This window comes from Myroides sp. ZB35, from assembly GCF_001865835.1.
Classification (GTDB): Bacteria; Bacteroidota; Bacteroidia; order Flavobacteriales; family Flavobacteriaceae; genus Flavobacterium; species Flavobacterium odoratimimum.
This window is the reverse complement of the sequence record NZ_CP017769.1, coordinates 2,756,216-2,783,022: the sequence shown is the minus strand read 5'-3', so window position 1 is coordinate 2,783,022 and position 26,807 is coordinate 2,756,216. Positions and strand designations below refer to the sequence as shown.

Genomic DNA, 26,807 nt, shown 5'->3' with positions numbered 1-26,807 from the left:
AGAGATTCTCATTTGTTATACCATTCCGAGTACTTGTTGTATAATTTTTGGATTTTATACTTTTCGAAAACATTCTTAAACTATAGTAGTTAATTATTATTACATTCTATCTATCTTAATTTCCTAATTAGGAATCTGTATTGTCAATATCTTATATTAGATGCCATTTATCATTATTCCATTCAAACAAGTCATTATTAAAATCATGTAGTAAAAGTACCTTATCAAAATCATATTTAATAGTTAAGTTAGGAGGTAAATCATCGAATAAATCATAATAGTATTCTTTTTTATTTGCCACTAACAACAACCAACATTCATTGCCTTTTAAATTTTCTTTGTATTGGTCTATTTTACAATTCTTTTTATAAACAAAACTATTAAGAATATCTTCTGTTAACTCGAGGGACATATAACCTCCGGGATTAAAACATAAATTCATTATACTATTTCTACCTCCATTAACAATCTTTTTAATATAATTGTTCTCTTTTAAAATACTATATTCAAGATAATGTTTAATTACTTGCTTACACTCTTCAAACATATTTTTTTTAACTATTTTAATGTCGTCAAAGAAATAAACGCTCAATACATATTTTTGTAAATAATCATTAGAAATATCTCTACATATCAAATTAAGTACATTTTGAATAAACCCACTCCTTTTTGCTTTTTGTGGATCAACCAAAGTAACTATCTCTATCCCAAAATTCTTATCATTTTGTCTTAAAATAAAATCAGGTTCCTCTATTGATTTCACTATACCTACATTATCCAATTTTGTGATTGCCTTAACCAAGTGAAAATACTCAAATTTCTTTCCTTTTGAATTAACAAATTCATTCTCTCTATAAATTAAATCTAGGTACTTATCATTCATAATTTTGTATTAATAAATAACATTAAATCGTGATTATTTTTAATAATTTTCTCCTCTAATATCTTATTTTCTTGTTCTATATGAAGTATTCTTCTTTTTAACTCATCTATCTCTTTAGAATCCTTATTTACAAAAGAATAAGTAAATGTAATTATTGCAATAAACAATGAAGCTCCTGAAAGCCATTGTGATCTTCTATTATTTCTTTTTGACTCAAATAAGGTCTCTTCTTGTATTTTATTTCCTTGCTTTCGTTCTTGAATAATATCTTCCTTTTCTTTAGTTAAAATATCAAAATATAGTTCTATACTTCCTACATTAACTAATCTATCCCACTCTACTGTTAGTACACTTCTATTATTTACATCTGTCTCTATAAAACCATATCTTACTAAATAACCCCATACTAATCTCCAACTAATCTCAACTTGATCTGAATTTTCATTTGTTCGGTTTCTTACTATATTTCTTAATTTCTCTTTCAATTGAAAAATATTTACTCGTTCAGATATTAATTGATTTATTACATCAAAAAGAACCTTTTCATCCATTTTTTATTTCAAATATACAAACAATAAAATATCTACAGGACTACTAAACTATTTTAAAACTGGTCTATAATCTCCTTCCTTTTTTACGAGACATTTGCCTCGAAATTTTAAACCAATAAGTATTTATGACTACAACGAACACTGGGGTAACAAGACAACAAGTAACTCTAAAAAACACAACTGCGACTTTAGTAAAAGCGACTTTAGAACACCTAGAAGATGCCTCTATGCTATTCGATATGTATAGAGTATTCTACAGACAAGAATCAAATTATGAAAAAGGAAAACAGTTCTTACTTGATCGGCTGTCTAATGACCAGTCTCATATCTTCTTAGCGTATGTAGATGGGCAAGCAGTTGGATTCGTTCAACTTTATGAATTATTCCATTACATCAAATTAGAAAAACAGTGGTTATTAAGTGACTTATTCGTACATCCAGACTACAGAGGGATAGGATTATCTGTAGCAATCATCGACCGTTCAAAACAATGGTGTGAAGAAACCAATGCATGTGGACTAATGCTAGAAACAGAAAAGACAAATGACATAGGGAATGTATTATACCCTAGATGCGGGTTCGTATACGATGGAGGACACAACTACTACCATTGGTGGAAATAATGATCATATAATACTTAGCTTATAAACTGAATAGGGAGATGTCTTTTTTGAATCTCCCTATATTATTACATATATCCATTGTTTCTAAACAATTCCTTTGCCTTCTCATAAAACTCCTCTTTACCAGCTCCTTGATTAGCTAATAAAAATCTTCTCACTTTTCTGTTGCCCTTACTATCTTTAAAACGGATATCAAAACCTGTAGCAGAGAGATAGGATCTTTTGACCAAATTAACTTCTATAACATCCTGCTTATCTATAACATGAACAGTAGTCATATCCCAACTACTATAAATAACATACAACAAATAAGCTGTAATAATACTTGGAATCAGCGCATAATAAAAGCCCACATAATAATAAGTCAATAGACTAAGTATAAACATGATAATCACTACAAACTGCATCCATGAAAAAAAGCCATTCTCCTTGCCTAAAATAGTAGTCTGATGAGAACTTATTTTTCCATCTATAGTAAACACAATCTTAGGTTTGGGTTCTAAGATGAGATGACAGTATTCTGTTTTGCCTTTAATCACAGCCTGTCTTATGGTCGATTTACCCTCTTGTGATGTCATATCCTATCTTTATAAGTATTGATACAATGCTTTATCTATCTGTACGATTACTTATTAAATTTACGCTCTTTTTAGATACAAAATACAAGGAGTATAAAATAAATATTCAGTCTATTTCCCCTCATTAAAGACCGTTTGGCGGTACTTCTGTCCCCAAATCATAATCTCCTCGATCACTCTTTCTAGTGTTTTTCCATACTCTGTCAATTCATATTCTACAGAAATAGGCTTGGTATTTAACACTGTTCTTTTTATCAAATGATTTGCTTCTAAATCATGTAATTCTTTTGACAACATTTTTGTGCCTATCCCTTCTACTTCTCGCATTAGATCCATAAACCTCATTTTACCTCCATGTAATAATGTTCCGATAATATATACCTTCCATTTACCAGATAATAAGCTCATCGTATCTTTAATAGCTACTATCCTTACCTGACATTGTTCTGTATTATTCAACACTGGTTTTTTCTTCATCTGCTCTATTTTTAATTCACCCTAAAATTACTTTATTATACAGTAGTGTGCAAAAGGAAACCACTTCCCAAAAGGAAACTAATAGAGAAGACCACCTTAAAGTCAGTTATGTTTGCACCCACAAAAGAACCTATCTATTTAGATAGGCCATAAAAACACTTAAAAATGAAGAATTCTAAAATTACATTCTGGGTATCTACAAGTCTATTCTCTTTATTTATGTTATTTAGTGCCTATAACTATGTAGCAACAGAAGAGATGAAAGAGGCCTTTGTTTACCTAGGTTTTCCTGATTATTTCAGAGTAGAACTCGCTATAGCTAAGGCTTTAGGAGCTATAGTGATATTACTCCCTTTCTTATCTTCTACGATAAGAGGTTTTGCTTACGCAGGGTTTACCATTAATATTATCTCTGCCGCTATCGCACACTTAGGGATGGGAGAGCCTATCACATCACTAGGTTTTATATTCATAGCAGGTGTGCTATTAGCCCTGTCATACTGGAGTTCATTAACCCTAAATCAACGTTAATCAAACCTAACCCTAATACATTGAGGCGAGCTTACACAGTTTCGCCTCAATACATTTATATACATATCGCTTAGAACCTCTATGATTATTCCTCTCCCTCACTATCCTATATGCGCATTTTAACCCAAACTATCCGATAAGAATATAAACGAAAAGGTATTATACAAAATAGGTCTGAATTAAAGATATAAGCCTACGTTAGTATGGTTTTAGAACTAATGAAGGAACCATAAGATAGAATTGCATTGCAGTATTTGACTACCACAAATTCTAGATTTATCCTTCAAGTCACATCCTAAAAGAATACTAGATCAATAAAAGGACTATCCTTGGACAAAAGCCCGCTATACCCAAGTATTGTCCTACTATACTCCTATAATTGTCCAAGGATCTGCTATGAAGCCCCTTATTTACTGGGATTACAAGCAATCCAGAATAACTTCAATTCTTATCAAAACCCAAACAAACAACTATGTATCAACACATTACATCATTTTTAAATTAAAAAAAATGATTCTAAAAATTCACTTAGTAGGAGTAAAAGGCTAAAAAAGAGGGCAAATAGCTAAAAAAAGAGAGTAAAAAGAGGTCTATTTTGATTTTTTTAGAGAAAAACAAGAGACAAAATCAAAAAAACAATCTACTTTTTTGGGGTTATTTTTCAAAAAATAAATTATTCTATCAGTTTTAACCCAGATTAAGCGATTGACATATAAACGAAAAGTAATTATACAAAATAGCTCTGAATTTAAGAAAGGGCTGAGTATAAAATAGTCCTGTGGACTATTTTATACGAAGAGCCAGCTGTAGTAAGGCATGTAGTATGGTTTTAGAAGAAATGAAAGAGATATGAAGTAAAATTGCTTTGCAGTATTTGGCTAATGCTTAATCTGGGTTTAATATGGAACTACCATTAAGCAAAAAGAGCATCCACAGTGGATACTCTTCTATACAATATATTTTTTACTGCTAATGTATTTTATTCATGTGTTTTACTTAATTCCCAACCCACAATTAGCTGTTTCTTCTCTGCTCCCCACATATATCCCCCTAACAAACCTGTCTGCTGTATCACGCGGTGACAAGGTATTAATACTGCTACAGGATTCCGACCAATAGCGGTGCCTACAGCTCTACTTGCACCTGCATTATTTAATCTGTCTGCTAGACCCCCATAAGTTGTTAATTGTCCTTCAGGAATTTGTAATAAGGCTTCCCATACCTTAAGCTGAAAAGGAGTTCCTTTAAGGTGTAATTTGACTTGTGTCAGATCTCCTTCTCTGTTTAATATATCGATCACAGCCTGATGTATACCCTTCCTTTCTTCTACTAATACAGCATTAGAAAAATCTGCATGAATACGCTCTAATCCATCACTATGCTCAGAAGTAAAAGCGATATGACAAATCCCTTTAGGTGTAGAAGCAACTACCACCTGTCCAAACAGGGTATCCCAATAACTATAGGTAATCTCTAAAGACGCCCCTTTATTAGCATACTCATTAGGAGTCATGCCTTCTATAGAAACAAACATATCATGTAAACGACTACTACTGCTCAACCCTACCTCATCTGCAACGTCAAACAAGGTCTGTTCTAAACGTTCTTTTATAACATACTTAGCATAGTTTAAGGTTATATATCTCAAAAACTGCTTAGGACTACTTCCTACCCATTCTGTAAATAATCTTTGAAAATGATATTCGCTTAACCCAACTGCTGTTGCTATCTCTGATAAATTAGGTTGTGCGTAATGGTTAGCTACGATATACGCTATAGCTTGTCTTGCCTTTTCATATTGTTTACTTACTTCCATGACTAACTTCTTTAATACAAGTATACAAAGAAATAGATTCTGCTTTTTTCTCACAATCCATTTCTTGCTATTCTTTTAAAAATAGGAATGTGCCCTTATGGGAATTATTAATTAGGAATTTTCAATTAGGAATTAGGAATGTGTGCCTTTTCAGGCATGAAGTGATGTGTATTATGGATATAGATTACACAGCGATTGCGTGATGTGCATACCGAATGCCGTAGGCAATGATTCTTAATTTCTAATTCTTAATTAGAAATTATACCTTAAACTTCTAATTTACAGTAAATCAAAAAGTTATAAAATGAATTAAAACTAATCAATTACTTAAATAATTACATTAAAATTATTTTAACACAAAATAATTAAGAAAAATGTAATTACCAATTAAACGTTTGTTTAATTTTACATTCTGAAAAAATACAACTCATGGCATTAAGTGATAAACAGAAAGAAATATTAATCGTAGCAGAGGAGCTATTCTCTCAAAAAGGTATAGATGGAACGAGTATACGAGATATTTCTAAAGCTGCTGGTATTAATGTTGCTATGATCAACTATTACTTTGGTTCTAAGCAAGCAATGGTTATTGCATTATTCGAAATACGATTAACTCGAACAAGAGAAAAACTAGCTCTTCTTACCACAGATACTCACTTAGACCCTATGCAGAAATTATTAGCTTTCGTAGAGCATATGATGACTGTACAGTTACAAAACGCTGATTTCCACATTATCTTAATGGGGCAACTGTCTAAAAAAGAGGACATCCCTGAGATATCAGATGGTATAACCATCCTACAGCGCGAAATATTAAATATTATCAATAGTTTTATAGAAGAGGGGTATGAAAAAGGTCTTTTTAAAGCGAAACCAGACCCTGTTACATTCGTTATCTTTTCATTGGGAATATTAAGTTACCTAATACACCACGAACGCACTTTATCTAGCTATTGGAATATACCCGATCACGAAGAATATAGTTTGCACATCAAACAGCATATATATCCTTATTTAATACAATCCTTTCAATCAATTTTAATCTACAATGAACAAAAGTAATTACGTCTTACTTGCTTCATTATTTATTTGCCAAGCGTTTGCTCAAACTTCAACTCAAACACCTATTACCCTAGAGCAAGCCATTACATTAAGTTTAAAAAATGGCAAAGAGATAAAAAAAGTAAAAGCAAGTACAGAGGCTACTAAACTTCAGATTCATAGCGCCCAAAATATGCGCTACCCCGATCTAGAAGTTTCAGGATCCTATAATCGCCTCTTTAATGGTACTGATGTTAATCTAAAAGTACCTTTACCTCCATCGTCTGGAGAAAACCAAATGCCACAGGTGACACCTCAGCATTTAATGATGGCACAAGCCAAAGCTAATGTTCCTCTATTTAGCGGTTTTAAAATTAGTAACGCTGTAAACCAAAGTAAACAATACTACGCATTAGCTGAACTAACAGAGCAATCTACTACTGAGAATGTAGTTTACCAAACCATCAATTTATACTTTGCACTATATAAGACGCAGCAGTCTATAGCGCTGCTAACTGAAAATCTAAAGCGTGCACACCAACGCACAATTGACTTTGAACAATTCTTAAACAATGGTCTAATCGCTAGAAATGACTATTTAAGAACACAATTGCAAGAAGCGAATGTAGAGTTATCTTTAGAAGAAACGAAAAACACCTTGAAGAATATTAGTACAAGATTAAGTACTCTTCTAGATTTTCCGTCTAATGAAACAATCGTTGCAGAGAAAGCTAATCCTGTAGATATCTTACCTACTAAAACAGATGACCTCTCTACACGTAAAGATGTTCAGAGTGTGATAAAAATGGACGAAATAGCTCAAACGACTATCAAAATAGCTAGAGGTAATTACTTCCCTTCTATCGGATTAACAGCTGGATACTCAGCTATTCAATTAGATAAAGTAATTGATATCACTAATGCTACTATGGTAGGAGTCGGTCTAAAATTTGACTTAGCTTCTATCTTTAAAAACAGAACAGAAGTCAATAAAGCTAAAGCAAAGAAAACAGAAGCTGAATATCAAGTCTTGTTAGTAGAAGATATGGCTAAAGTAGAAATAGAAGAAGCATATAATGCTTATGAGTTAGCTTTAAAAAAGAACACTGTTTTAGCAAAAGCTCTTGTTCAGGCTAATGAGAATTACCGCATTGTAAAAGATAAGTATGACAATGGTCTGACAGACACTGATCATCTATTAGAAGCTGATGTACAACAGTTACAAGCTCAAATAGACAATATGCTAGGAGAAGCTGATCAAACATTGACATTGTATCAATATGCATACAAAACAGGAAAATTATTAGACAACTTACAATCGGGAAACTAAAATGGAAACAAATAATAATGAATATAAAAAACCTCTAAATAAGAAATTTATTATTGCGTTAGGAGCTATAATACTATTTGGAGGAGGATATGGTGTGTATAAATACATCCATTCTATGGCTCATGAGACTACTGATGATGCTCAAGTAGAAACAAAGATCTCTCCTATCGTATCTAAAATACCAGGGTACATCAAAAGTATCCATGTACAAGATAACCAAATGGTCAAAAAAGGGGATGTATTAATCACACTAGATGATACAGAATATGTAATCAAAGTAGATCAAGCTAAAGCAAACTATCAAGCGGCATTAAGCCAATTAAAAGTAGCTGAAGCTGGGCATAATACTAGTGAATCTACAGTAATATCTTCTCAGGCTGGAGCTTCTACTGCTGTGGCTAATGTAGCGACTGCCAAGGCAAATATAGATGCTGCAAAAACTCAGCTATGGAGAGCAAATAATGACTATGAGAGATACAACAAACTTTATGAAAGTCAATCTATTACTAAACAACAATATGAGCAAGCGCTAGCTGCTAAAGAGACTGCTGAAAAACAAGTAGTCGTACTACAAGAACAATTAAAAGCAGTAGAAAAACAAGCAAATGCTGTAGCTCAACAAGTAAATATTAGTAGATCTCAAGCTGTAGCTTCTACTTCTCAGATAGATGCTGCTAAAGCAATGGTAGATCAAGCTAAAGCTAACTTAGACAATGCGGAGTTATACTTGTCTTACACCGTGATCACAGCTAAAGAAGATGGTCAAGTATCTAAAATTAACCTACAAGTAGGGCAATTAATACAACCTGGACAAGGACTATTCAATACTGTACAAAAAGGCAATATCTGGGTAGTGGCAAACTTTAAAGAGACACAAATGCAATATATGCGTGAAGGACAACCTGTCAAAATAAAAGTAGACGCATTCCCTAAGCATGAGTTCGAAGGAGTGATTAACTCTATGTCTCCAGCTACTGGGGCTAAGTTCGCTCTACTACCTCCTGATAATGCATCTGGTAACTTCGTAAAAACAGTACAACGTATCCCTGTGAAGATTACTTTCACTAATCCGAAGGATGAAATGTTAGTCTATGTAAAGGCAGGTATGAATGTAGATATCGATGTAAACATTAAAAGTGGACGATAAGCGATGAGTGAAGAAAGCTTAGTAGAACACGGTTATCGCAGAATAATCATTACCATCACAGCCATTCTATGTGCACTGTTAGAGATAGTTGATACGACTATTGTCAATGTAGCCATGAATGATATGAAAGGGAGTATCGGTGTTTCTCTTACTGATATCGCCTGGGTGGTAACGGCTTATGCTATTGCCAATGTAATAGTAGTGCCGATGACTAGCTGGCTCTCACAACAGTTTGGAAGACGTAATTACTTTGCTGCTTCCATTATCATCTTTACTGTAGCTTCTTTTTTATGTGGGTATTCTACTACCCTATGGGAGATTATACTATTCCGTTTTATACAAGGTCTAGGAGGAGGTGCTTTATTAGTAACTTCACAGACCATTATCACAGAGAGTTATCCCGTAGAAAAAAGAGGTGTTGCACAAGCAATATACGGTATGGGTGTTATTGTAGGGCCTACACTTGGACCTCCATTAGGAGGGTACATTATAGACAATTACTCTTGGCCATTTATCTTTTATATCAATGTGCCTTTAGGGATTATAGCCACCACATTGGCCATATTATATGTTAGAAGTCCTAAATACGCTGAAAAGAGCAAACTGAATGAGATAGACTTCTTAGGGATTATACTACTTGCTATCGCAGTAGGTTCCTTACAGTACGTATTAGAACACGGTCAACAAGATGACTGGTTTGAGAACAGTACTATTCTGACTCTATCTATATCATCTGTATTGGGGTTCTTCTTCTTCGTATGGAGAGAGCTTACATGTGACAAGCCTATTGTTAATTTAAGAGTACTGAAAGATTCTAATTTAGCCATTGGTACTGTACTATCCTTTATCTTAGGGTTTGGGTTATACGGGTCTACTTTTATCATTCCCATCTATACTCAGTCGATTTTAGGATGGACTGCGACAGATGCAGGGATGTTATTAGTACCGAGTTCACTAATGACTGCTTTAATGATGCCATTTATCGCTAGAATGCTACAAAGAGGAGTTCCTCCTAAGTATCTAGTATCTGCAGGATTCTTAGTATTCTTCTTATACAGTTTCTGGGCTCGTAATATACTTACTCCAGATACAGGTAGTGAACATTTCTTCTGGCCATTAGTTATACGTGGAGTGGGGTTAGGATTACTATTCGTACCGATTACAACACTATCACTCTCTAACTTAAGAAATAGAGAGATAGGTGAAGGAGCAGCCTTTACTGGGATGATGCGTCAATTAGGAGGTTCGTTTGGTATCGCACTAATCACAACCTTTATCTCTAGATGGTCTGTAAACCACAGACTAGGATTAGTAAGTCATTTAGATACTGCTTCTCTAGAAGTGCAGAATCGTGTAACTGCCTTACAACAAAGCTTTATAGCGAAAGGATTCCCTACAGATGAAGCACTTCAGAAGGCATACACCCTACTAGACCTAGGAGTGACTAAACAAGCAACAGTATTAACCTATATGGATGTATTTATGTTCTTAGGGGTACTATTTCTTATTTGTATTCCTTTTATACTCTTATTGATAAAAAAAGGAGCTGGTAAGATCATTGCTGGTGCTGGACATTAATAAGAATCAATTATGTATAAAAATAGAGACCTTAGGGTCTCTATTTTGGTTTTATATAGGTAAGTTTTTAATGCTGTTTGTGCTGCTTTCTATATTGAAGAGGAGTTAAATCAGTTTTCTTTTTAAAGAAACGACCAAAATAAGATTCCTCTGTAAAATTTAAATCTATAGCTATCTGAGCAACTGTATCATTCGTCTGTATCAGTCTTGATTTAGCTTCTTCTATAAGATACTTATGAATAAAATAACTAGCAGGCTGATTGGTGATTTCTTTAACTATATCATTAAGGTAATGAGGATGTACATGTAACAACTCTGCATACTGATTTACTTGCTTTAACTCAATAGCATTTTGGGTCACCAATAGTTGGTACTTTGCTACTAACTGCTCTTTTCTAGATAATACAAAAGGAGTTGATGTAGTCTGTTGATTGTATATTCGCTCTGCCTCTATTAAGATAATATTCAAGAACATACGCACTAATAAATCATCATTAAAAGTTTCTTTTTGACATTGCTCTTGATTTAACTTCCAAAACAGATGACTCATCATCTCTACCTCACGTTCTGTAAGCTCAACATAAGGAGCTTTGTCCAATTGAAAAAAAGGAAAGCTATTCAATTTGATTTGATGCTTGATACAAAGTAAAAAATAATCTGAATCAAATAGACACATAAAACCTTCTAGGTCATTCGTCCATTCTTTTATTTGGTGTAATTGGTTATCAGAAATAAAGTACATCATCTGCTCACCTAATCGGTATTCTTTATGTCCTATGACTTCGGTAACTGCACCTTTAGTGACTAACACCATACTATAAAATCGCTTGCGCGTACGACTGCCTAAAAACAAATCATTGTGCTGCCTCAAATCAGCTAAAGACAAGACCTCCATATAACCTGCCCCTTCTTTATAACGCAGTTTATTGCACTCACCACAAGTGCCTCCTTCAGAAACCAAAAAATGATTCTTAAAATCTTTTATTGATTCTATTTCCTTTATATCTTTATTACTTTGACTCATTTATATCCTTACTTTTTATCTAATAATTAGAGATAATACCCATCCTGCTACATATAACCCTATCCCGTAAATAGTGTGCGCTTGAAGACTGCGTAGCCTTACTATATTTGGTTTAGGTGTTTTGGAAGCTGCTATTCCAAACCCAAAGGCTGGTTGCATCATAAAGAATGGAAACACTGTCGTAGCCACTCCTATCACTAATGCAGGTAAAAATGTAGGTACTAAAAGCCACTCTACACCACAAATTAACAATAGTACAAAAGCAAAACTTATACCAATGAGGTAATGTGCTATCCATCCTAATGCTCTCTCATTCTTCACTGGCGTAGCCTGCATAATATTAGGGTGACTAAACACTCCTTTCGTAAAAGATCCTATCCATCTACCCACCATCGCATAGTCCAATGATGGAATATTAAACAGTTTCTTAATAACTACCGCATAAAGATCCATAAATATAGTAGCTCCTATGCCTAATAATAAAGCATACTCAATTAATAATACAACGTTACTCATTATTTCAATTCTTTAAATTATTCTTTATCCACTTGCCACACGTGCTTCATAATCTCTTGTGGAGCAACAACACCTGTCTGACGCCAATAGATATCTCCCTGCTTATTTAATAAAATCATCGTGGGTACAGAGCGAACAAAGAACTCTTCTTTTAAGTCCTTACACTGATCTATATTTGCTCTTATCAAATCTACTTTGGCTTCTATATCCTCCTCTATATGATCTATTATACCTGATAGTGTTCTACATGGAGTACACCAGTCAGCATAAAATTGAACTAAAACAGGACGTTTTAAATTGTCAAAGTCTATAAACTCTTCCATTTTTGTTGTCTTTTTTAAAATTGAATAATAACGTTGATATTTATATAGAATAAAAAAACGCTATTATTTTGACATTACAAAACTAATAGCGTTCTTATTCTTTATTCTTACCCTTATAGGAGATTTAATAGGACAAAGTACAGATTTATCTCTTCTCATCTTTATAGTTCTTATACTATCTATAAAAACAAAAATCAAAATTACTCTTACTTCAATTGTTTCCCTAGCTGCTCTGCCTTGGCAATCCACTTCACTCTCTGCTCTTCTTTAGAGTTTCTAACAATCCCAATATAAGTCACTTTTACGGGAGATACACCACAGAACTGCAGTGTTGACTTCTTTAATTGATTAACACTAGGTCTTCCATACATCAAGCGATAATACCATCCTGGCTGATCTAAGGTAGTGATAATATGAGCTGTTTTACCTTTCAATAATTTGTCCCATAACATACTATTCTCTCTGTACTGATACATAATACCTGGTAGAAATATTCTATCGATAAATCCTTTTACTAAAGCGGGAAGTCCACCCCACCATACAGGATGTACCCACACAAGATGATCAGCCCATTTAATATCATCTATCGCCTTTACTAAATCTGGTTCTAGTTCCATGCGTTTCTGATAACCATACTGTAAGTTCGCATTAAAGTTTATCTTCGCTACTGTGATTTCTCTCACTTCTGCTCCACTGTTCTTTGCCCCTTTTACATAAGCTTCTACTATCCCAAAATTTAAAGAATCCTTATTAGGATGTCCATTTATAACTATTATTCTCTTCATTATATCTCTTTTACTGTTATAGAGTCATATTGTTGTAGGCCTGTGAAAAGTGCTTTTTCTTCGTGAAGTTGATGTGCAAAATACTGTCCAGGTAGAACTTCATTACTAAATAATACCTCTGTATGTAATACGGCTGATAAAGCAGTCAATTCTGCCTGTCCTCTATCACTCTTTAATAAAATCCTCCTTACTTGCTGAGAGCCTTTAATAATGATTTCGAATACTGAGATATCTCCTGCTCCACTACCTCCAAATGTCTTTCTCCTTGCCTTTAAAGACATTCTTTTAAATACACCGAACTGTTGCATCCATCCTAATACACGAGTTACAAACTTAAAGTTGTAAGTCATCTTCACACTTACGGTAGGTACAGCCTCTACTTGATTCAAAATATACAGATCAGGAGTATCAAAGTTGTAAACTTGCCTATTTCTCAACCCAAAAGAGAAACAATAGGATTCACTATCTAAGAAGTGTAAAACTTCCTTAGGTTGATTCTTTTGATACAGAACAAAAGGGGTTGCTACATGTTCTGCCATAAAATGAGCAGAGCTTTCGCCTGCTTTATCTTTTATAGAGTAATACACCATCAGCTGTACACTCTCTATTTTTTCTGTAGCAGGTACAGCAGATTTGACTAATCCAGGAACAATCCCTCCCATCCAACCTGAGCCAAATACAATACGGCTATTAAACTTAGTATAGTCTGTAGTAATCTGTAATGCCTTATGTAAAGCTGGTGTTGGTTTAGTGATATCCAAATAATCTATTCCATGCTCTATCGCAAAACGAAGTACATGATCCTTCTGGTCATTAACAGATAAAATAATTAAATTGATACTTCTAGATAGAATAACTTCTAATGAAGATGGGCTATTGACATCTATCTGTACTTCTTTTTGTAGATCTTTAGGAGCTCTAGTTCCTAAGATTATATTGTATTGAGGGTTTCGCTCTTTTAAGATACGAGCTATAGTACCCCCTACTAACCCCTTACCTCCTATGATTAAAACATTGTTCTGCATAATTAATTTGATTTACAGACAAAACTAATAACCTATAGAGGTCTAAATACTGGACAAATGTCTAAAAAGTAATCTCTTTTCTAATACGACTCAAATGTCTTTGGGTAATTCCTAAATAAGAAGCCAAATACTGTAACGGAATATACTGTACAAAATTAGGGTGATGTATCAATAGATTCTTATAGCGTTCAGAGGCAGTCTCTCGCTGAAACTGTATCACTCTGCGTTCTAATTCTAAATACTGTTGCTCAGCAATGATCTTTAAAAAAGTAGTCCACTGAGGTAATCTATCTGCTAAGGCATCGAGATCTTTCTTCTGAATAGACCAAACTACTGTATTAACAATCGCCTGAATACTCTCTATACTCTTACCTCCAGTGATAAATGCAGAATAAGCTCCTATTAAATCATCTGGAAAACGAAAGCAGTAAGTAAGTTCATCTCCTTTTTCGTTTGCATAAAAGGAGCGAAATACGCCTGATTCAATAAAGGCTATTTCTTCACAATAGTCATTTTCCTTTACGAGATAGTCATTCTTAGCGATATTGCGTTGTACAAATAAAGCAACAATATCACCTATCTCTTCTTCTGAGAATAGATTAAAACGTTGAAAAAATATATTGAGCATAACAGATACCATATTCATGGTAAATGTAATCCTATATATGCAATATCTTATTAATTTTTATTACATTTCGCAGAATTTCATTTAGAAACAACAATACATAAACCTAACAAATATGAAAAAATTAGTTTTATCATCTCTAGTACTAGCTACAGTACTAACATTAGTAAGCTGTAAACAAGAGGTTAAAACAGAACAAGTAGCAACAGAAATAGAAGCAACTACCTCTGATAATACACCTACTACTGTAATAGATACAGCTGCTGCTAAACAGGCTATTGCCAAAGAAAAAGAGGCATTAGCAAAACCATATAATGAGGAAGAAGATGGTGATGCTAAAATAACAGAACTAATCGCAAAGGCTAAAGCTGAAGGCAAAAACGTTTTTGTACAAGCTGGTGGTAACTGGTGTATCTGGTGTCTTCGTTTTAATGATTTTGTACAAAAAAATCAAGATATAAAAACTGTAGTTGATGCGAACTATGTTTATTATCATTTAAATTATACAGCTAAACACAAAAATGCTAAAGCATTTGAAAAATATGCTCCTGAAGGACAAAAATTAGGTTATCCATTCTTCATCGTAATCAATGGAGAAGGAAAAACAACTAATGTAATTTCCTCTGGTGAATTAGAAGCAGATAAAAGCTATGACGTAGCTAAAGTAAAGCAGATGTTCGTAGACAATGCTCCGAAGAAATAAAAGCAAAAGGCTGTCCAATGGACAGCCTTTATCATTTAATCTGTATAGTCTTTAGATTCGCAGATATAGGTATGGCTTTTACTTCTTGATTTACATATAAAAACAACATATCACTGGTCTTCCCTATAAGGATTCCTTCTATCACATCTCCTCCTATATACTCTATTTTAGTCGTTTCTTGTTGTAGTGTTTCAACATAAGTTCGCTTGCCATAATACTGTGCCATCAGTATAAGATACCAGATAAAAATAAAGATAAACACACCTCCTTTTATCTTTCTATACCAAGAATATTGTTCAAGATTAAATATTGATTTACTATAATTAGCAGGAAATTTCTCTTTCCAATATGCATCACCTTTAAACAATAGATAAGTAATAATCATTGTCACAATAGCAAAAGCTACTATTCTAAAGTCTGCAAAAGGAGCTATCAAAAAATCAAAAATAGAAGAGTAATCAAAAATATTAATACCAAAAGCATTGTACTTCTGATTATTAAACAACATCCCTATCCCTATAGCCAATAAATAAGCAAAAGTCAGTATAAGCTGTGCTGACTTCATTAATTTATTAACAAGCGTTTTTACTATATTTTCATCCATAAAAAGAGTTATAAGAATAACACAAAACAACTTCTCTGTTCCTATCAAATATATACTTTTTTGGCCTAGAATAAATGATAAAAAAACTTCTATTTAAATTCTTATTTATATCAAAATAATAGAAGTAATATATAGATGATATAGAAGCTAACTATAAAAGCTTACCTTTGGATAAATAGTTCATTCTATGCAAAGGTTTTAGTGTTTATAACCTATTGTTTCACTACATTTTCTATCCATGTTTGTTATTCGATCTCTTTTTATCTCTTTTCTAATGATCTTACTCTTGAATGGCTGTACAGACAAGTTAAGCAATCAAGATTACACTGATTCTTCTATCCGATGGAAAGCCTATTTTACTATAAAAGGAATCAATGTTCCTGTTATTTTCACACTAGATAGCATTCCACTTAATATTCATGGTTACCGCACTGTCTTTACAGATGGTCCAATTACAAATCAAAAAGAATATACCAAAATAGCTCGTGATAGTTTTATCAACCCTTTAGATTACAGCGGTCATATCCATCTAAAAGGAATTATACAAAGCGATACGATTAAAGGAATATTTGAAGATAAGAAAGGTGAAAATACTTTAGTTACCATCCCTTTTATAGCCTATAAGACAGAAGAACCTCGCTTCTCTATTCCAACAACATATACAACTATTAATGTAACTGGTCAGTGGGAGTTTACCTTCTCAGAACAAGATTCTCCAATTAAATTTACAGAATACTATAAAATAGAGAACTTCCATTTATTCCAAAATGGTGGTACTATAATCGCACGTACAACAAGAAATGAAGGTTTTGAAGGTGTAATGACTCAAAATGGCTTTATCTGTTCTTCTATGTCTAAAGATAGACCTACTCTTCTTCAAACTTCCCTAATCGATACTAATTACTTAGAAGGAACTATCCTTACACCCAATGAATCATTCACCTTCACTGCTAAGCGAAAAAGTAAACTCGAAAGCACCAAAGAAAACAGTACGACTCTGTTCAAGATGCTCCGAAACTTATTCAAAACTTATGAAGAATATCCTAAATAAAAAAGCCACTCCCAAGGAAGTGGCTTCAAACCTAACCAAACTAATAGAAAGATAATCCTTCCTATAAAAAATCAAACTTATTATTCTAATTTATTAGTCATAGAATTTATCGAAACGTGCAAATCCTGATATCTTATCAGGAAGTGTCATTCCCTTAGTAACCTTGTCTGTTTTTAGATCATAAATCCAAACATAGTTTCCTTCTTCTGCACTATTAATCGCTAAGTATACTTTCTTATCTTGAACAAAGAAACCTAGTTCATACGGTTCATCTAAAGGTAATTCTGTCAACTGTCTTACAACTGATCTAGTCTCCAAATCTATAATAGCGTATCTTCCATTATAACTTCCTCCTTTAGCAGGGTCTCTATACCCAACAATCATTTTATTGTCTCCGATATAATTCATCGCTGTTTCAGGCTTTAATCCACCTAATACTTGCGTCAAATTAATTTCGTAAGATCTATCTAATACTCCCTCTGCTGTCTTAATTCTAAATAGATAAATATCTTTAGCCTCTGAATTAGTACGTGTAAAACAACTATAGTAGAAGCTGTCATTATCCTTTACAAAAGAAGTTTTAAAATAAGGAGAACCATTACTAGCTCCACTACTACGAGTGTCTGCTTCTGATTTGATTACTTTAAAATCTGGATATGAAATAGAAGCTATATTATAGAAATTAGGTGTCAACCATTTTGCATTTCTAAAACCGTACTGTAAATACAGCACTCCATCTATATAAGCTGCAGAACCTATTGAATAATGGTCATATCCTTGAGGGAAAGGCTCTAGACCAGACACTTCTCCTTGTTTTACTATTTTAAGATTTGTTGTATTAAAAACTGTATATCGGATGCGCTCTATATCACTTGTATCTCCAAAAAGAATCAAGGTATTATCATCAGCCCATGTATAAGCACTCACGTCATTAATATAAGAGAAAGGTACTTCTATCTCTGTAACTAGCTTATCATTTGTATATTTAAACTTTTTAAATACTCCTTGATCTGTTTTATAGTTATAGATATAACCATTCTTAACGATATAGGAATACGTTCCTTTAGAGTTAATTTCATCACCTTCTCTATTCAGATCCATAACTCCTTGTGTCACATCATTGGTAGCTGTAATATAATGAACCGTATTAGGCCAACTTCCCAATGCTGATAATAAGAAATACTTATAATCTTTTTCTCCTTCAAAACCACCACTCTGAGATGGTTCTTTACTACATCCTATCACTGTAAAAAGCAATAAGATCATAGATAAGATTGTATATGATTTATTTTTCATCTGTAATGTCTATTTTAAAGAATATCTGAATTTGAAATAAAATGCTCTACCTTGTTTTTGAAGCTTAAAGTTGTCATAAGCAAGAGCATTTCCAATATTAGTACAATTCAAAGCAAAGTTATACTTCCCTTTTGCTATCGAATAATTGATTCCTACATCGTGTAATGTCTGGCGAGGAATCGTTGGAATATTCTTTTTATTTCCATAAGACTGCCAGTTTTTATAGAACCATTCTGTCATAGATACCCCATAAGTTAACTCAATACGAGAATCTTTTTGGAACCAATCATCTTGCCCTATACTCACATCTATATTACCATATAACCAAGGCTGATTTGGTACTTCTTTTTTATAGGTAGCAGACTCTACATTATCACTATTATTAGCGTATTTCGTATTGTCATAAGCATAGTTATAAGTAATATTCGCCATAATATTAAGGATATTCTTATACTGATAGTTAAATTCTCCTTCAACTCCTCTAGTGAAGATATTAGATAAGTTCTCGTATTTAAAAGTACTATTGAATAAATTAGGAACTGTATAAATATAATCCTTCGTATCTCTAATATAGCCAGCTGCATCAAAACGTACGAAGTGATCGTCAAAACGTTGGCTATAATACACCCCTAAGTTAAAGTTATTACTACTCTCAGGGCGTAGAGCTAAGTTACTAGTAATAGACACACCATCACCAAATATTTCTTCTGGTTCTAATAAACGGAATGACTTTTCAAAAGAAGCTTTTAAACCTAGTTCATTGGTAATTTTAAAAGTACTCGCTACACCATATCCCCAATCTCCTGATTGATTTTTAACAGGTACATCCTTACGTGTAGAAGAGTCAAAGACAGTCTTATCTAAATCAACTAAGTAATACTTTCCAAAAAACACATTAGTCCATCTCTTATCAAACCAATCTTGTTGATAGTTAATAGAGAAAATCTGTTTTGTCATTTTCGTAGGATAAGCATCTTCTCTCTTATCGTATAATAAATTATAAGATTGATTCTTCACATAATCTAACATATAATTAAAGTTAAACTTGTGAGAATCACTTAATCTATACTCTGTAGTTAATTGAGAGAATACACGATCTCTGTGTTGTCTACTTAAAGAAGGGTTAGAAAGTTCACTTCCTGCAGCAGGAACATAACTTCCGTCCCAACTGTATTTTCTCATTAAAGTATCCGTTCCTTTTTCTAGACTCTTAGAATACCCTAAATAATAATTGATATCAAAGCGATCGTTCAATAGATCTTTCTTCTTATATTTTAAAAAGTAATTATTCGCATCTCCTTCTCTCTTCACTCCTCCATACACAATCTCTTGATTAGATCCTGTCTGAATTTGTTTATCAAATAAAGAATGTGACACTCCTACGAATAACATATCTGCCCATGACTTATCCTCTATTCCCAACTCTGCCATTACAAATAAAGATTTGTAGCGATCATTGAAACGTTTTACATCTCTATACTCATACTTCTCAGCTTGGGGATTATAGATCTTCATATCACGCATCTTATAATCATTATCTGAGTAATTATAAGCACTATTCAGTCTCATGATAATTCCAGTACCCTTATCTTTTAATTGTCCATTTAAATTAACTTTATGGGTATTAAAAGATCCTGTCATATAACTTGCATCTAAATAATCTTTAGAACTACCATTCGTAATAATATCCACTGCACCTCCCATGGCATCAGTACTCAAATGAACAGGAACAACTCCTTTATATATCTCTACACGTTGAGCCATATTAATAGGAAGTGTATTCATATCCACTCCTTTACCTAACATCTCTAACGGAACTCCATCTACAAAAAACTTAACTGCTTTTCCGGACATCCCGTTTACAGAAAAATTATAATCAGACCCTACACCACCTTGTTGTCTAACTTTGATACCGCTACTTTTATTCAGTATTTGATTTAAATCATAAGTACTATTAGCTATCTTTTGCATATCCACAGCACTTACTGTAAAAGCTTGTTCTTTTAAAGCATCTACTTTACCTTTTACACTAACCACAACATCATCTAATACAGAAGGCTCATCTTGCATAGTAATACTCAATGATTTTGGGCTTGTATTAAATTGAACAGTTCTGCTCTCTTCAACCATACCTACGTAATTAAACAGTATTGTATGTTGTCCTGTTGTGTGCTGTAATTCAAACTTCCCATCTAGATCTGTCTGAACACCAATTGTACTTCCTTTAATAGAAACAGATACTCCTATAATGGGAGTTTTCTGTGAATCATAAACGATTCCTTTTACTTTACCTACAGTTCCTTGAGCATTTACTAAACAAGGTAACAGAAGTAGTAAAAAACAAAAAAATACTTCCTTAAACGGTCTCATTATTTAAATTAATTTTAAATAACAAAAGTATTGGTCATGTTAATAAAAACCAAAGAAATACAACTTTATTTTTAACGAGTCTAATTAGATTATTTGTATTAAATCATAATAATCATAATATCAACAAATTACCAAATAAAGACACCATCATTTCTATCTTAAGAACATAATGACATAATTATTCAACTTTCTCATAACAAACTAGATAACAACTAAGCACTAAATACAGTTCATAAAAAAAGCGTAGCCATCGCTACGCTTTTACGTCATATCTAAGTTTATTTTACTATCGACTCATAAATTACCTTCTGAATATCTTCTCTAATATTAGCCTTAGATAGATTATTCACATTACTATCAGGATAAGTTCTATTTGATAAAAATACAAATACTAAATCTTTATCAGGATCAGCCCAAGCCATTGTTCCAGTAAACCCTGTATGTCCAAAACTAGACATTGAAGCACATCCACATGTTGGACCAGGAGAACCTGGCTTTTGCGGTTTATCGAATCCTATTCCCCTTCTACTACCTTTACTACAATAAGCACACTCATTAAATGTATTAAAAGTATCTTCCGAGAAGAAACGATCTCCTCCGTATTCCCCTTTATTCAGATATAACTGCATCATTTTAGCTACATCTAACGCTGATCCAAACAACCCTGCATGTCCAGCAACTCCACCTTGCATAGCTGCTCCCATATCATGCACATATCCTTGTACAGTAGTGTAACGGTAATAATTATCTATTTCAGTAGGAGGAATTACATTCAAGTCAAATTTACGCAATGGTAAATAAGTTAAACGCCAAGCTCCCATCTTATTATAATACTCACTTTCCACTACTTGATCAAGTGTCTTGTGATATTTACTCTCCACAAATTCCTTCATCATAATAAACCCTAAATCACTATATTTATACTCCTTTTTAGATAATTTAGAATCTGCTATTTGTTGTAGGATTTCATTTGTATACCCTTTTTTAATATATAAATTCTCTGACACTTGAGTAGGATACTCTGGAGTGTAAAAGAAATTATATAAACTCGGATCAGGTCTATTATTCTCTGCTAGTGTACGTTTATAAAAAGGAATCCAAGCTGGTAAACCTGACTGATGTGTCAACAACTCTTTAAAAGTAATATCTTCTTTATCCGTATGTTTAAACATCGGCAACATCTGTCCAAGTTTAGTCTCCATTCTTACCTTATGATCATCATACATCTTTACCAATACTGGTAAGGTTCCTAATATCTTGGTTAAAGATGCTAAATCATATAAGTCTGTATTTAAGACCTTTGTACTACCATCATAATTATGATGTCCGAAAGCTTTTTGGTATACTACTTTGCCATGACGAGCCACTACTACCTGAATACCTGGTGTATATTGTTTATCTATTGCTCCTTGAGCAATGACATCAATTCCATTTAACACATCAGGATCCATCCCTTCATTTGCTGCAGTAGAAAAACCTAAGCGATCAATAGCTTTCGTTTTAAGTCCTGTACCAACAGTGAAAGAACCACTGATAGAAACTGGTAACTTTCCTTTAGCTCCTATAGCCCCAAATAATACTTGAGCGGCAGCTTGCTGAGCAAATTTATTATTCTGATACCCTACTAACACAGTATTTACTTTATCTAAAGGCATTGACTCAAGCGCATACGGTTTAGCAAAAGATACTAACACAGTATTCTTTCTAGCGGCTAAATTACGTAAAGTAGCCTTCTCTGTGTCTGACATATCGTGCTTACGCCATGGATTATCAACCTTGTGATATCCTACAATAATAGTTGTAAACGCAGAAAGATCTTCTAAGCTATCTCCTGTAATTTCTGTTACATCATCATAATTTTGTAACATACTTAAGAAGTGACTACCATCATCATCTCCTAACTTTACATAAGCTATCTTTTGTTTTTCTAAATGTTTAAAAGGAACTAACCTATCTTCATTCTTCGTTAAAGTCATTGCTTCTTCGTACAACTTCTGATTTAAATCATCGTAAACTGGAGCATTCAAATCCTTAACTAAGCTACCTGTTTCAATAGCAGAGAACTTCGTCATACCTGACTTGTACTTATATGCCAAAACCTTCTTTACTGAATGAGAAAGGCGTTCTTCTGATATTTCTCCTGCATTATAAGCAGCTAATATATTCGTTAACGCAGTAGGTACATCTTCAGAGAAAAGTAATAAGTCATTTCCTGCTTTAAAAGCGGCTAAATCTACTTCTCCGGGTTTTAAAAAACTTGTTGCAGCTTTCATATTTAAAGCATCAGTAAAGATCAGTCCTTCAAAACCTAACTCCTCTTTCAACAACTTCGTTACAATATTATGAGATAACGAAGTAGGAATATCATTAGGTTCATAAGCGGGTAAATTTAAGTGACCTATCATCACACTAGACAGCCCTTCTTCAAATAACTTTTTATACGGATAAAATTCAACTCTATTTAAGCGCCCTTTATCAAAGTCTATTACAGGCAATTTGTGATGTGAATCTGTAGAAGTATCACCGTGTCCAGGAAAGTGTTTTCCTGTTGCGAAAATATCTTGACTCTGATATCCTTGCATAAATGCACTAGCGCGATCTGTTACTATCTCTCTCGTCTCCCCAAAAGAACGCACTCCGATAATAGGATTCTTTGGATTAATATTAATATCTAATACAGGCCCAAAGTTAAACTGCATACCTAAGCGTTTGGTTTGTTTAGCCATCGCTTCTCCCACTTGATAAATCAAGTCCATATCTTGAACAGCACCTAATGTCATATTATAAGGGAAACGATAAGTATCTTCTAAACGCATACTCAGTCCCCACTCTCCATCTATACCCACTAACATAGGTACCCTACTTAAAGTCTGTAAACGATTAGTCATTTCTGCTTGACGAACAGGTCCACCTTGAAAAAAAATTAATCCTCCAATATGCTGTTCTTGCACAAGTTTCTCTAAACTCTGTACATGAGCCTCATTTTTATTAGAGTAAGCTGCAACCATAAACAGCTGTCCTATTCGCTCCTCTAAATTCAACGTATTATATACACTATCTACCCATTGTTTCTGTCTAGCTTGATTAAACTTAACCTGTCCAAACGCACTAGAAGCCACAAGAAGTAGTACAACAGTCAATCTTTTCATTAGTTTTTATTTTAGGTCAAAAAAAAATCACCATCAAAAGTCTATTTGATGGTGATTTTGATATCGTAAATATAAATATTAGAATCTATTTAAAAAAACGTGAATGCCAACTTTCAGATGCTGGAACTTCCCAAAATTCTCTAAACTCTCCTAAATCATTCACTAAATTATTGAATACAATCGTATTAGCTGATACAGACTTAGACTTTACTAAATCTTTAAATTCTAATAAAGTTTTAAAAGCAATGAATTCTCCTGTTTTATAAGTAACATTCATCTTATCTAGTAAGTCCACATTATACTTTTGTTCAATATCTTGAATCACACGAACTGAAGCATCTATTGAACATCCTGAAGCAGGGTGTATATCTTGATCCACTGCTAGCACTATAAATCTATTGTAAAAAATCTTATAAGAAGATGCTAATGGTGTAGCATGGGCAGCCCATTCTTCTGTAAAAGCTGCTAACTCCTTATCTATATCTTGAACCTCTTCATCTGAGAACTTACGATTAGATTGGTAAATCCAAACTCTCGAATGATCAGGCATTTCTTCAAATGGTTTAAACATATTTTATAAATCTTCTGCGTTTGCAATTAACTCAGCTACATCTAACACTTTTACTGAGCTTTCTTTTTCTTTAAACTTAACCCCATCTGTAAGCATTGTGTTACAGAAAGGACATCCAGCAGCGATAATCTCTGCATTAGTTCCTATAGCCTCCTCTGTACGCTCTACGTGTACTTCTTTATCACCGTGTTCTGGTTCTTTAAAAAGTTGAGCACCTCCAGCACCACAGCAGAAACCATTTTGTCTAGAACGCTTCATTTCTACTAACTCTGCATCTAATTTTTCAATCAATTGACGCGGAGCTTCATAAACTTGATTAGCACGTCCTAAATAACATGGATCGTGGAAAGTAATTCTCTTTCCTTTAAATTGCCCACCTTCTATAGTCAATCTTCCATCGTCTAAAAGTGATTTCAAAAATTGAGTATGGTGTACAACTTCATATTTACCACCCAAATCAGGGTACTCATTCTTAAGTGTATTAAAGCAGTGAGGACAAGCAGTTACGATTTTTTTAATTTCATATCCATCTAATACTTGGATATTCATCATTGCTTGCATTTGGAATGCAAATTCATTCCCCGCTCTCTTTGCTGGATCCCCAGTACAACCTTCTTCTGTACCAAGTACAGCAAATGATACGTTTGCTTTATTTAATATCTTTACGAATGCTTTTGTAATCTTTTTTGCTCTATCGTCAAAACTTCCTGAACAACCTACCCAGAATAACACTTCTGGTTGTTCTCCTTTTGCCATCATTTCCGCCATGGTAGGCACTACTAAATTTGCTGACATAATCTTGTGTTTATTGAGATAATCCTAAAAAAGGATTATGATAGTTAATGTTTAGTTTTCGTCTTTCCAGTTTAATCTGTCCATTTGGCTATATTGCCATGGAGCAGCATTATTCTCAACATTTTGCATCATGTTGTTTAACTCTACAGGAGCGGCACTCTGTTCCATCACTAAGAAACGACGCATATCCATAATAATAGAAAGTGGACTAATGTCTATAGGACATTCTTCAACACATGCATTACATGTATTACAAGCCCACAATTCTTCTGGTGTAATATAGTCATTTAATAATGTCTTACCATCATCAACAAACTGACCATTATTCGCATCTAATATCTTACTTACATCCTCTAAACGATCACGAGTAGACATCATTATCTTACGCGGAGATAGTTTTTTACCTGTTATATTCTGAGGACAAGAAGAAGTACAACGACCACACTCAGTACAAGAATAAGCATTTAATAACTGTACCCAATTTAAATCCATTACATCTTGAGCACCAAATTTCTCTGGTTCTCCTACAGGTTCTGCTGGTGCAGCGTATGGGTCTGCATTAGGATCCATCATTAAAGAAACTTCTTTCTTAACAGACTCTAAGTTATTAAACTCTCCTTGAGGTTGTAAATTAGCATAATATGTATTTGGGAATGCTAAGAAGATGTGTAAGTGTTTTGAATAATATAAATAATTCATGAACAACATCACCCCTACTATGTGTCCCCACCAACAAAAACGCTCAATGAATGCAACTGTTGCAGGATTAACTCCGTCAAATATAGGGCTGATAAAACTAGAAATAGGAAATGATCCTACTGCTGTATAATGTGTATAACCAATACTCTGAAGATAATAATCTGCAGCATTCATGATTAAAAAGAAACACATCAACACGGTCTCAATGTAGATAATATTATTCGCATCGCGCTTAGCCCAACCTTCCATTTCTGGTTGATTAAAACGTCTAAGTTTAATTATATTTCTACGAATCCAGAATACAACAACTCCAAAGATAACTAAGAAAGCTAGTACTTCAAAAATTCCAATTAATGCATCATAGCCTACACCTAAGAAGCTAAACACTCGATGTGTACCAAACAAACCATCAACGATGATTTCTAACATCTCAATATTAATAATCACAAAACCTACATATACAAAAATATGTAAGATAGCTGGGATAGGTCTTTTCACCATCTTAGACTGTCCTAAAGCTACGCGGATCATGTTTTTCCAACGAGCTGAAGGATTATCTGTTCGATCGATATCTCTTCCTATTTTGATGTTGCGGATTAGCTTCTTTATATTTTTGATAAAGAATCCAAACCCCACAACTAAAAGAAGTAAAAATAATACTTGGCCTAAATACTCCATAGTCGTAATAATTGTTTTCAGTAATTGTTAGTTTTTCT

At 33.5% G+C, this 26,807-nt stretch carries 26 protein-coding genes; 8 read left to right on the top strand and 18 right to left on the bottom strand.

Translation table 11 applies throughout. The features are described from left to right. Positions 1 to 151 precede the first annotated feature (151 nt). Positions 152 to 883, bottom strand: coding sequence for a hypothetical protein (locus BK054_RS12365; protein ID WP_071307325.1), 732 nt, complete (start codon positions 881 to 883; stop codon positions 152 to 154). Beyond that, complete coding sequence (locus BK054_RS12360) at positions 880 to 1,434, bottom strand: hypothetical protein (RefSeq protein WP_071307324.1); 555 nt, start codon at positions 1,432 to 1,434, stop codon at positions 880 to 882. Before BK054_RS12360 ends, BK054_RS12365 begins: the two co-directional genes overlap by 4 nt. A gap of 125 nt (positions 1,435 to 1,559) precedes the next feature. Between BK054_RS12360 and BK054_RS12355 the strand changes: the two genes are divergently transcribed. Next, positions 1,560 to 2,057 (top strand): GNAT family N-acetyltransferase, encoded by a 498-nt coding sequence (locus BK054_RS12355; RefSeq protein WP_006259180.1) that lies wholly within the window; start codon positions 1,560 to 1,562, stop codon positions 2,055 to 2,057. Between the two features lie 65 nt (positions 2,058 to 2,122). On the opposite strand, the gene BK054_RS12350 is transcribed toward BK054_RS12355, so the two are convergent. Together BK054_RS12350 and BK054_RS12345 are read right to left on the bottom strand one after the other, a co-directional pair. Beyond that, positions 2,123 to 2,635 carry a hypothetical protein gene (locus BK054_RS12350; RefSeq protein WP_071307323.1) on the bottom strand — a complete coding sequence of 171 codons (513 nt, stop codon included), beginning with the start codon at positions 2,633 to 2,635 and terminating at the stop codon, positions 2,123 to 2,125. Between the two features lie 111 nt (positions 2,636 to 2,746). Continuing rightward, complete coding sequence (locus BK054_RS12345; RefSeq protein ID WP_006259182.1) at positions 2,747 to 3,112, bottom strand: winged helix-turn-helix transcriptional regulator; 366 nt, start codon at positions 3,110 to 3,112, stop codon at positions 2,747 to 2,749. 165 nt (positions 3,113 to 3,277) lie between these two features. Here BK054_RS12345 and BK054_RS12340 point away from each other — a divergent pair, with 165 nt between their 5' ends. Beyond that, a complete protein-coding gene (locus BK054_RS12340) occupies positions 3,278 to 3,643 on the top strand; it encodes a DoxX family protein (RefSeq protein ID WP_006259183.1) in 366 nt (121 codons plus the stop codon). 979 nt (positions 3,644 to 4,622) lie between these two features. On the opposite strand, the gene BK054_RS12335 is transcribed toward BK054_RS12340, so the two are convergent. Then, a complete protein-coding gene (locus BK054_RS12335; protein WP_071307322.1) occupies positions 4,623 to 5,459 on the bottom strand; it encodes a methylated-DNA--[protein]-cysteine S-methyltransferase in 837 nt (278 codons plus the stop codon). Between the two features lie 429 nt (positions 5,460 to 5,888). On the opposite strand from BK054_RS12335, the gene BK054_RS12330 reads away from it, so the two are divergent. Genes BK054_RS12330 through BK054_RS12315 form a run of 4 tightly spaced genes read left to right on the top strand, consistent with a single transcriptional unit; the run spans position 5,889 to position 10,555 of the window. Further along, entirely contained in the window at positions 5,889 to 6,521 is a 633-nt protein-coding gene (locus BK054_RS12330) for a TetR/AcrR family transcriptional regulator (RefSeq protein ID WP_006260994.1), read from the top strand. Then, the gene (locus BK054_RS12325; RefSeq protein ID WP_071307321.1) at positions 6,508 to 7,830 is read left to right on the top strand and encodes a TolC family protein; all 1,323 of its coding nucleotides are present in this window, start codon (positions 6,508 to 6,510) and stop codon (positions 7,828 to 7,830) included. Before BK054_RS12330 ends, BK054_RS12325 begins: the two co-directional genes overlap by 14 nt. A 1-nt stretch (position 7,831) precedes the next feature. Continuing rightward, positions 7,832 to 8,977: an HlyD family secretion protein gene (locus tag BK054_RS12320; protein WP_025125603.1), complete on the top strand. Its 1,146-nt coding sequence runs from the start codon at positions 7,832 to 7,834 to the stop codon at positions 8,975 to 8,977. Positions 8,978 to 8,980: 3 nt separating this feature from the next. After that, positions 8,981 to 10,555, top strand: a complete 1,575-nt coding sequence (locus BK054_RS12315) for a DHA2 family efflux MFS transporter permease subunit (RefSeq protein ID WP_025125604.1) — start codon at positions 8,981 to 8,983, stop codon at positions 10,553 to 10,555. Between the two features lie 67 nt (positions 10,556 to 10,622). Here the strand turns inward: BK054_RS12315 and BK054_RS12310 are convergent, their stop codons facing one another. From BK054_RS12310 to BK054_RS12285, 6 genes are all read right to left on the bottom strand, one after another. Then, the gene (locus tag BK054_RS12310) at positions 10,623 to 11,579 is read right to left on the bottom strand and encodes an AraC family transcriptional regulator (protein WP_071307320.1); all 957 of its coding nucleotides are present in this window, start codon (positions 11,577 to 11,579) and stop codon (positions 10,623 to 10,625) included. A gap of 15 nt (positions 11,580 to 11,594) precedes the next feature. Continuing rightward, positions 11,595 to 12,095, bottom strand: a complete 501-nt coding sequence (locus BK054_RS12305) for a DUF2938 domain-containing protein (RefSeq protein ID WP_006259187.1) — start codon at positions 12,093 to 12,095, stop codon at positions 11,595 to 11,597. A gap of 17 nt (positions 12,096 to 12,112) precedes the next feature. Next, positions 12,113 to 12,418 (bottom strand): thioredoxin family protein, encoded by a 306-nt coding sequence (locus tag BK054_RS12300; RefSeq protein WP_058699528.1) that lies wholly within the window; start codon positions 12,416 to 12,418, stop codon positions 12,113 to 12,115. Positions 12,419 to 12,624: 206 nt separating this feature from the next. Continuing rightward, the gene (locus BK054_RS12295; protein ID WP_071307319.1) at positions 12,625 to 13,203 is read right to left on the bottom strand and encodes an NAD(P)H-dependent oxidoreductase; all 579 of its coding nucleotides are present in this window, start codon (positions 13,201 to 13,203) and stop codon (positions 12,625 to 12,627) included. Beyond that, positions 13,203 to 14,228, bottom strand: a complete 1,026-nt coding sequence (locus BK054_RS12290) for a saccharopine dehydrogenase NADP-binding domain-containing protein (RefSeq protein ID WP_071307318.1) — start codon at positions 14,226 to 14,228, stop codon at positions 13,203 to 13,205. Before BK054_RS12290 ends, BK054_RS12295 begins: the two co-directional genes overlap by 1 nt. Before the next feature lie 61 nt (positions 14,229 to 14,289). After that, positions 14,290 to 14,874, bottom strand: a complete 585-nt coding sequence (locus tag BK054_RS12285; RefSeq protein ID WP_083387848.1) for a Crp/Fnr family transcriptional regulator — start codon at positions 14,872 to 14,874, stop codon at positions 14,290 to 14,292. 94 nt (positions 14,875 to 14,968) lie between these two features. Here BK054_RS12285 and BK054_RS12280 point away from each other — a divergent pair, with 94 nt between their 5' ends. Then, positions 14,969 to 15,556, top strand: a complete 588-nt coding sequence (locus BK054_RS12280; RefSeq protein ID WP_016649562.1) for a thioredoxin family protein — start codon at positions 14,969 to 14,971, stop codon at positions 15,554 to 15,556. A gap of 31 nt (positions 15,557 to 15,587) precedes the next feature. Here the strand turns inward: BK054_RS12280 and BK054_RS12275 are convergent, their stop codons facing one another. Further along, positions 15,588 to 16,208 carry a hypothetical protein gene (locus BK054_RS12275; protein ID WP_006259193.1) on the bottom strand — a complete coding sequence of 207 codons (621 nt, stop codon included), beginning with the start codon at positions 16,206 to 16,208 and terminating at the stop codon, positions 15,588 to 15,590. A gap of 226 nt (positions 16,209 to 16,434) precedes the next feature. Here BK054_RS12275 and BK054_RS12270 point away from each other — a divergent pair, with 226 nt between their 5' ends. Next, a complete protein-coding gene (locus tag BK054_RS12270; protein ID WP_071307317.1) occupies positions 16,435 to 17,211 on the top strand; it encodes a hypothetical protein in 777 nt (258 codons plus the stop codon). A 93-nt stretch (positions 17,212 to 17,304) separates the two neighbouring features. On the opposite strand, the gene BK054_RS12265 is transcribed toward BK054_RS12270, so the two are convergent. The 6 genes from BK054_RS12265 to BK054_RS12240 all read right to left on the bottom strand — a co-directional run bounded on the left by BK054_RS12265 (position 17,305) and on the right by BK054_RS12240 (position 26,769). After that, positions 17,305 to 18,507, bottom strand: a complete 1,203-nt coding sequence (locus BK054_RS12265; protein WP_006260983.1) for a hypothetical protein — start codon at positions 18,505 to 18,507, stop codon at positions 17,305 to 17,307. 9 nt (positions 18,508 to 18,516) lie between these two features. Continuing rightward, positions 18,517 to 20,877, bottom strand: a complete 2,361-nt coding sequence (locus BK054_RS12260; RefSeq protein WP_006265115.1) for a TonB-dependent receptor — start codon at positions 20,875 to 20,877, stop codon at positions 18,517 to 18,519. A gap of 278 nt (positions 20,878 to 21,155) precedes the next feature. After that, entirely contained in the window at positions 21,156 to 24,026 is a 2,871-nt protein-coding gene (locus BK054_RS12255) for a glycoside hydrolase family 3 N-terminal domain-containing protein (protein WP_071307316.1), read from the bottom strand. An 85-nt stretch (positions 24,027 to 24,111) separates the two neighbouring features. Beyond that, complete coding sequence (locus BK054_RS12250; protein ID WP_006260980.1) at positions 24,112 to 24,597, bottom strand: hypothetical protein; 486 nt, start codon at positions 24,595 to 24,597, stop codon at positions 24,112 to 24,114. A 3-nt stretch (positions 24,598 to 24,600) separates the two neighbouring features. Then, positions 24,601 to 25,392 (bottom strand): (Fe-S)-binding protein, encoded by a 792-nt coding sequence (locus BK054_RS12245; RefSeq protein WP_006259199.1) that lies wholly within the window; start codon positions 25,390 to 25,392, stop codon positions 24,601 to 24,603. Positions 25,393 to 25,443: 51 nt separating this feature from the next. Continuing rightward, a complete protein-coding gene (locus BK054_RS12240; protein WP_006259200.1) occupies positions 25,444 to 26,769 on the bottom strand; it encodes a (Fe-S)-binding protein in 1,326 nt (441 codons plus the stop codon). Between the last annotated feature and the right edge of the window lie 38 nt (positions 26,770 to 26,807).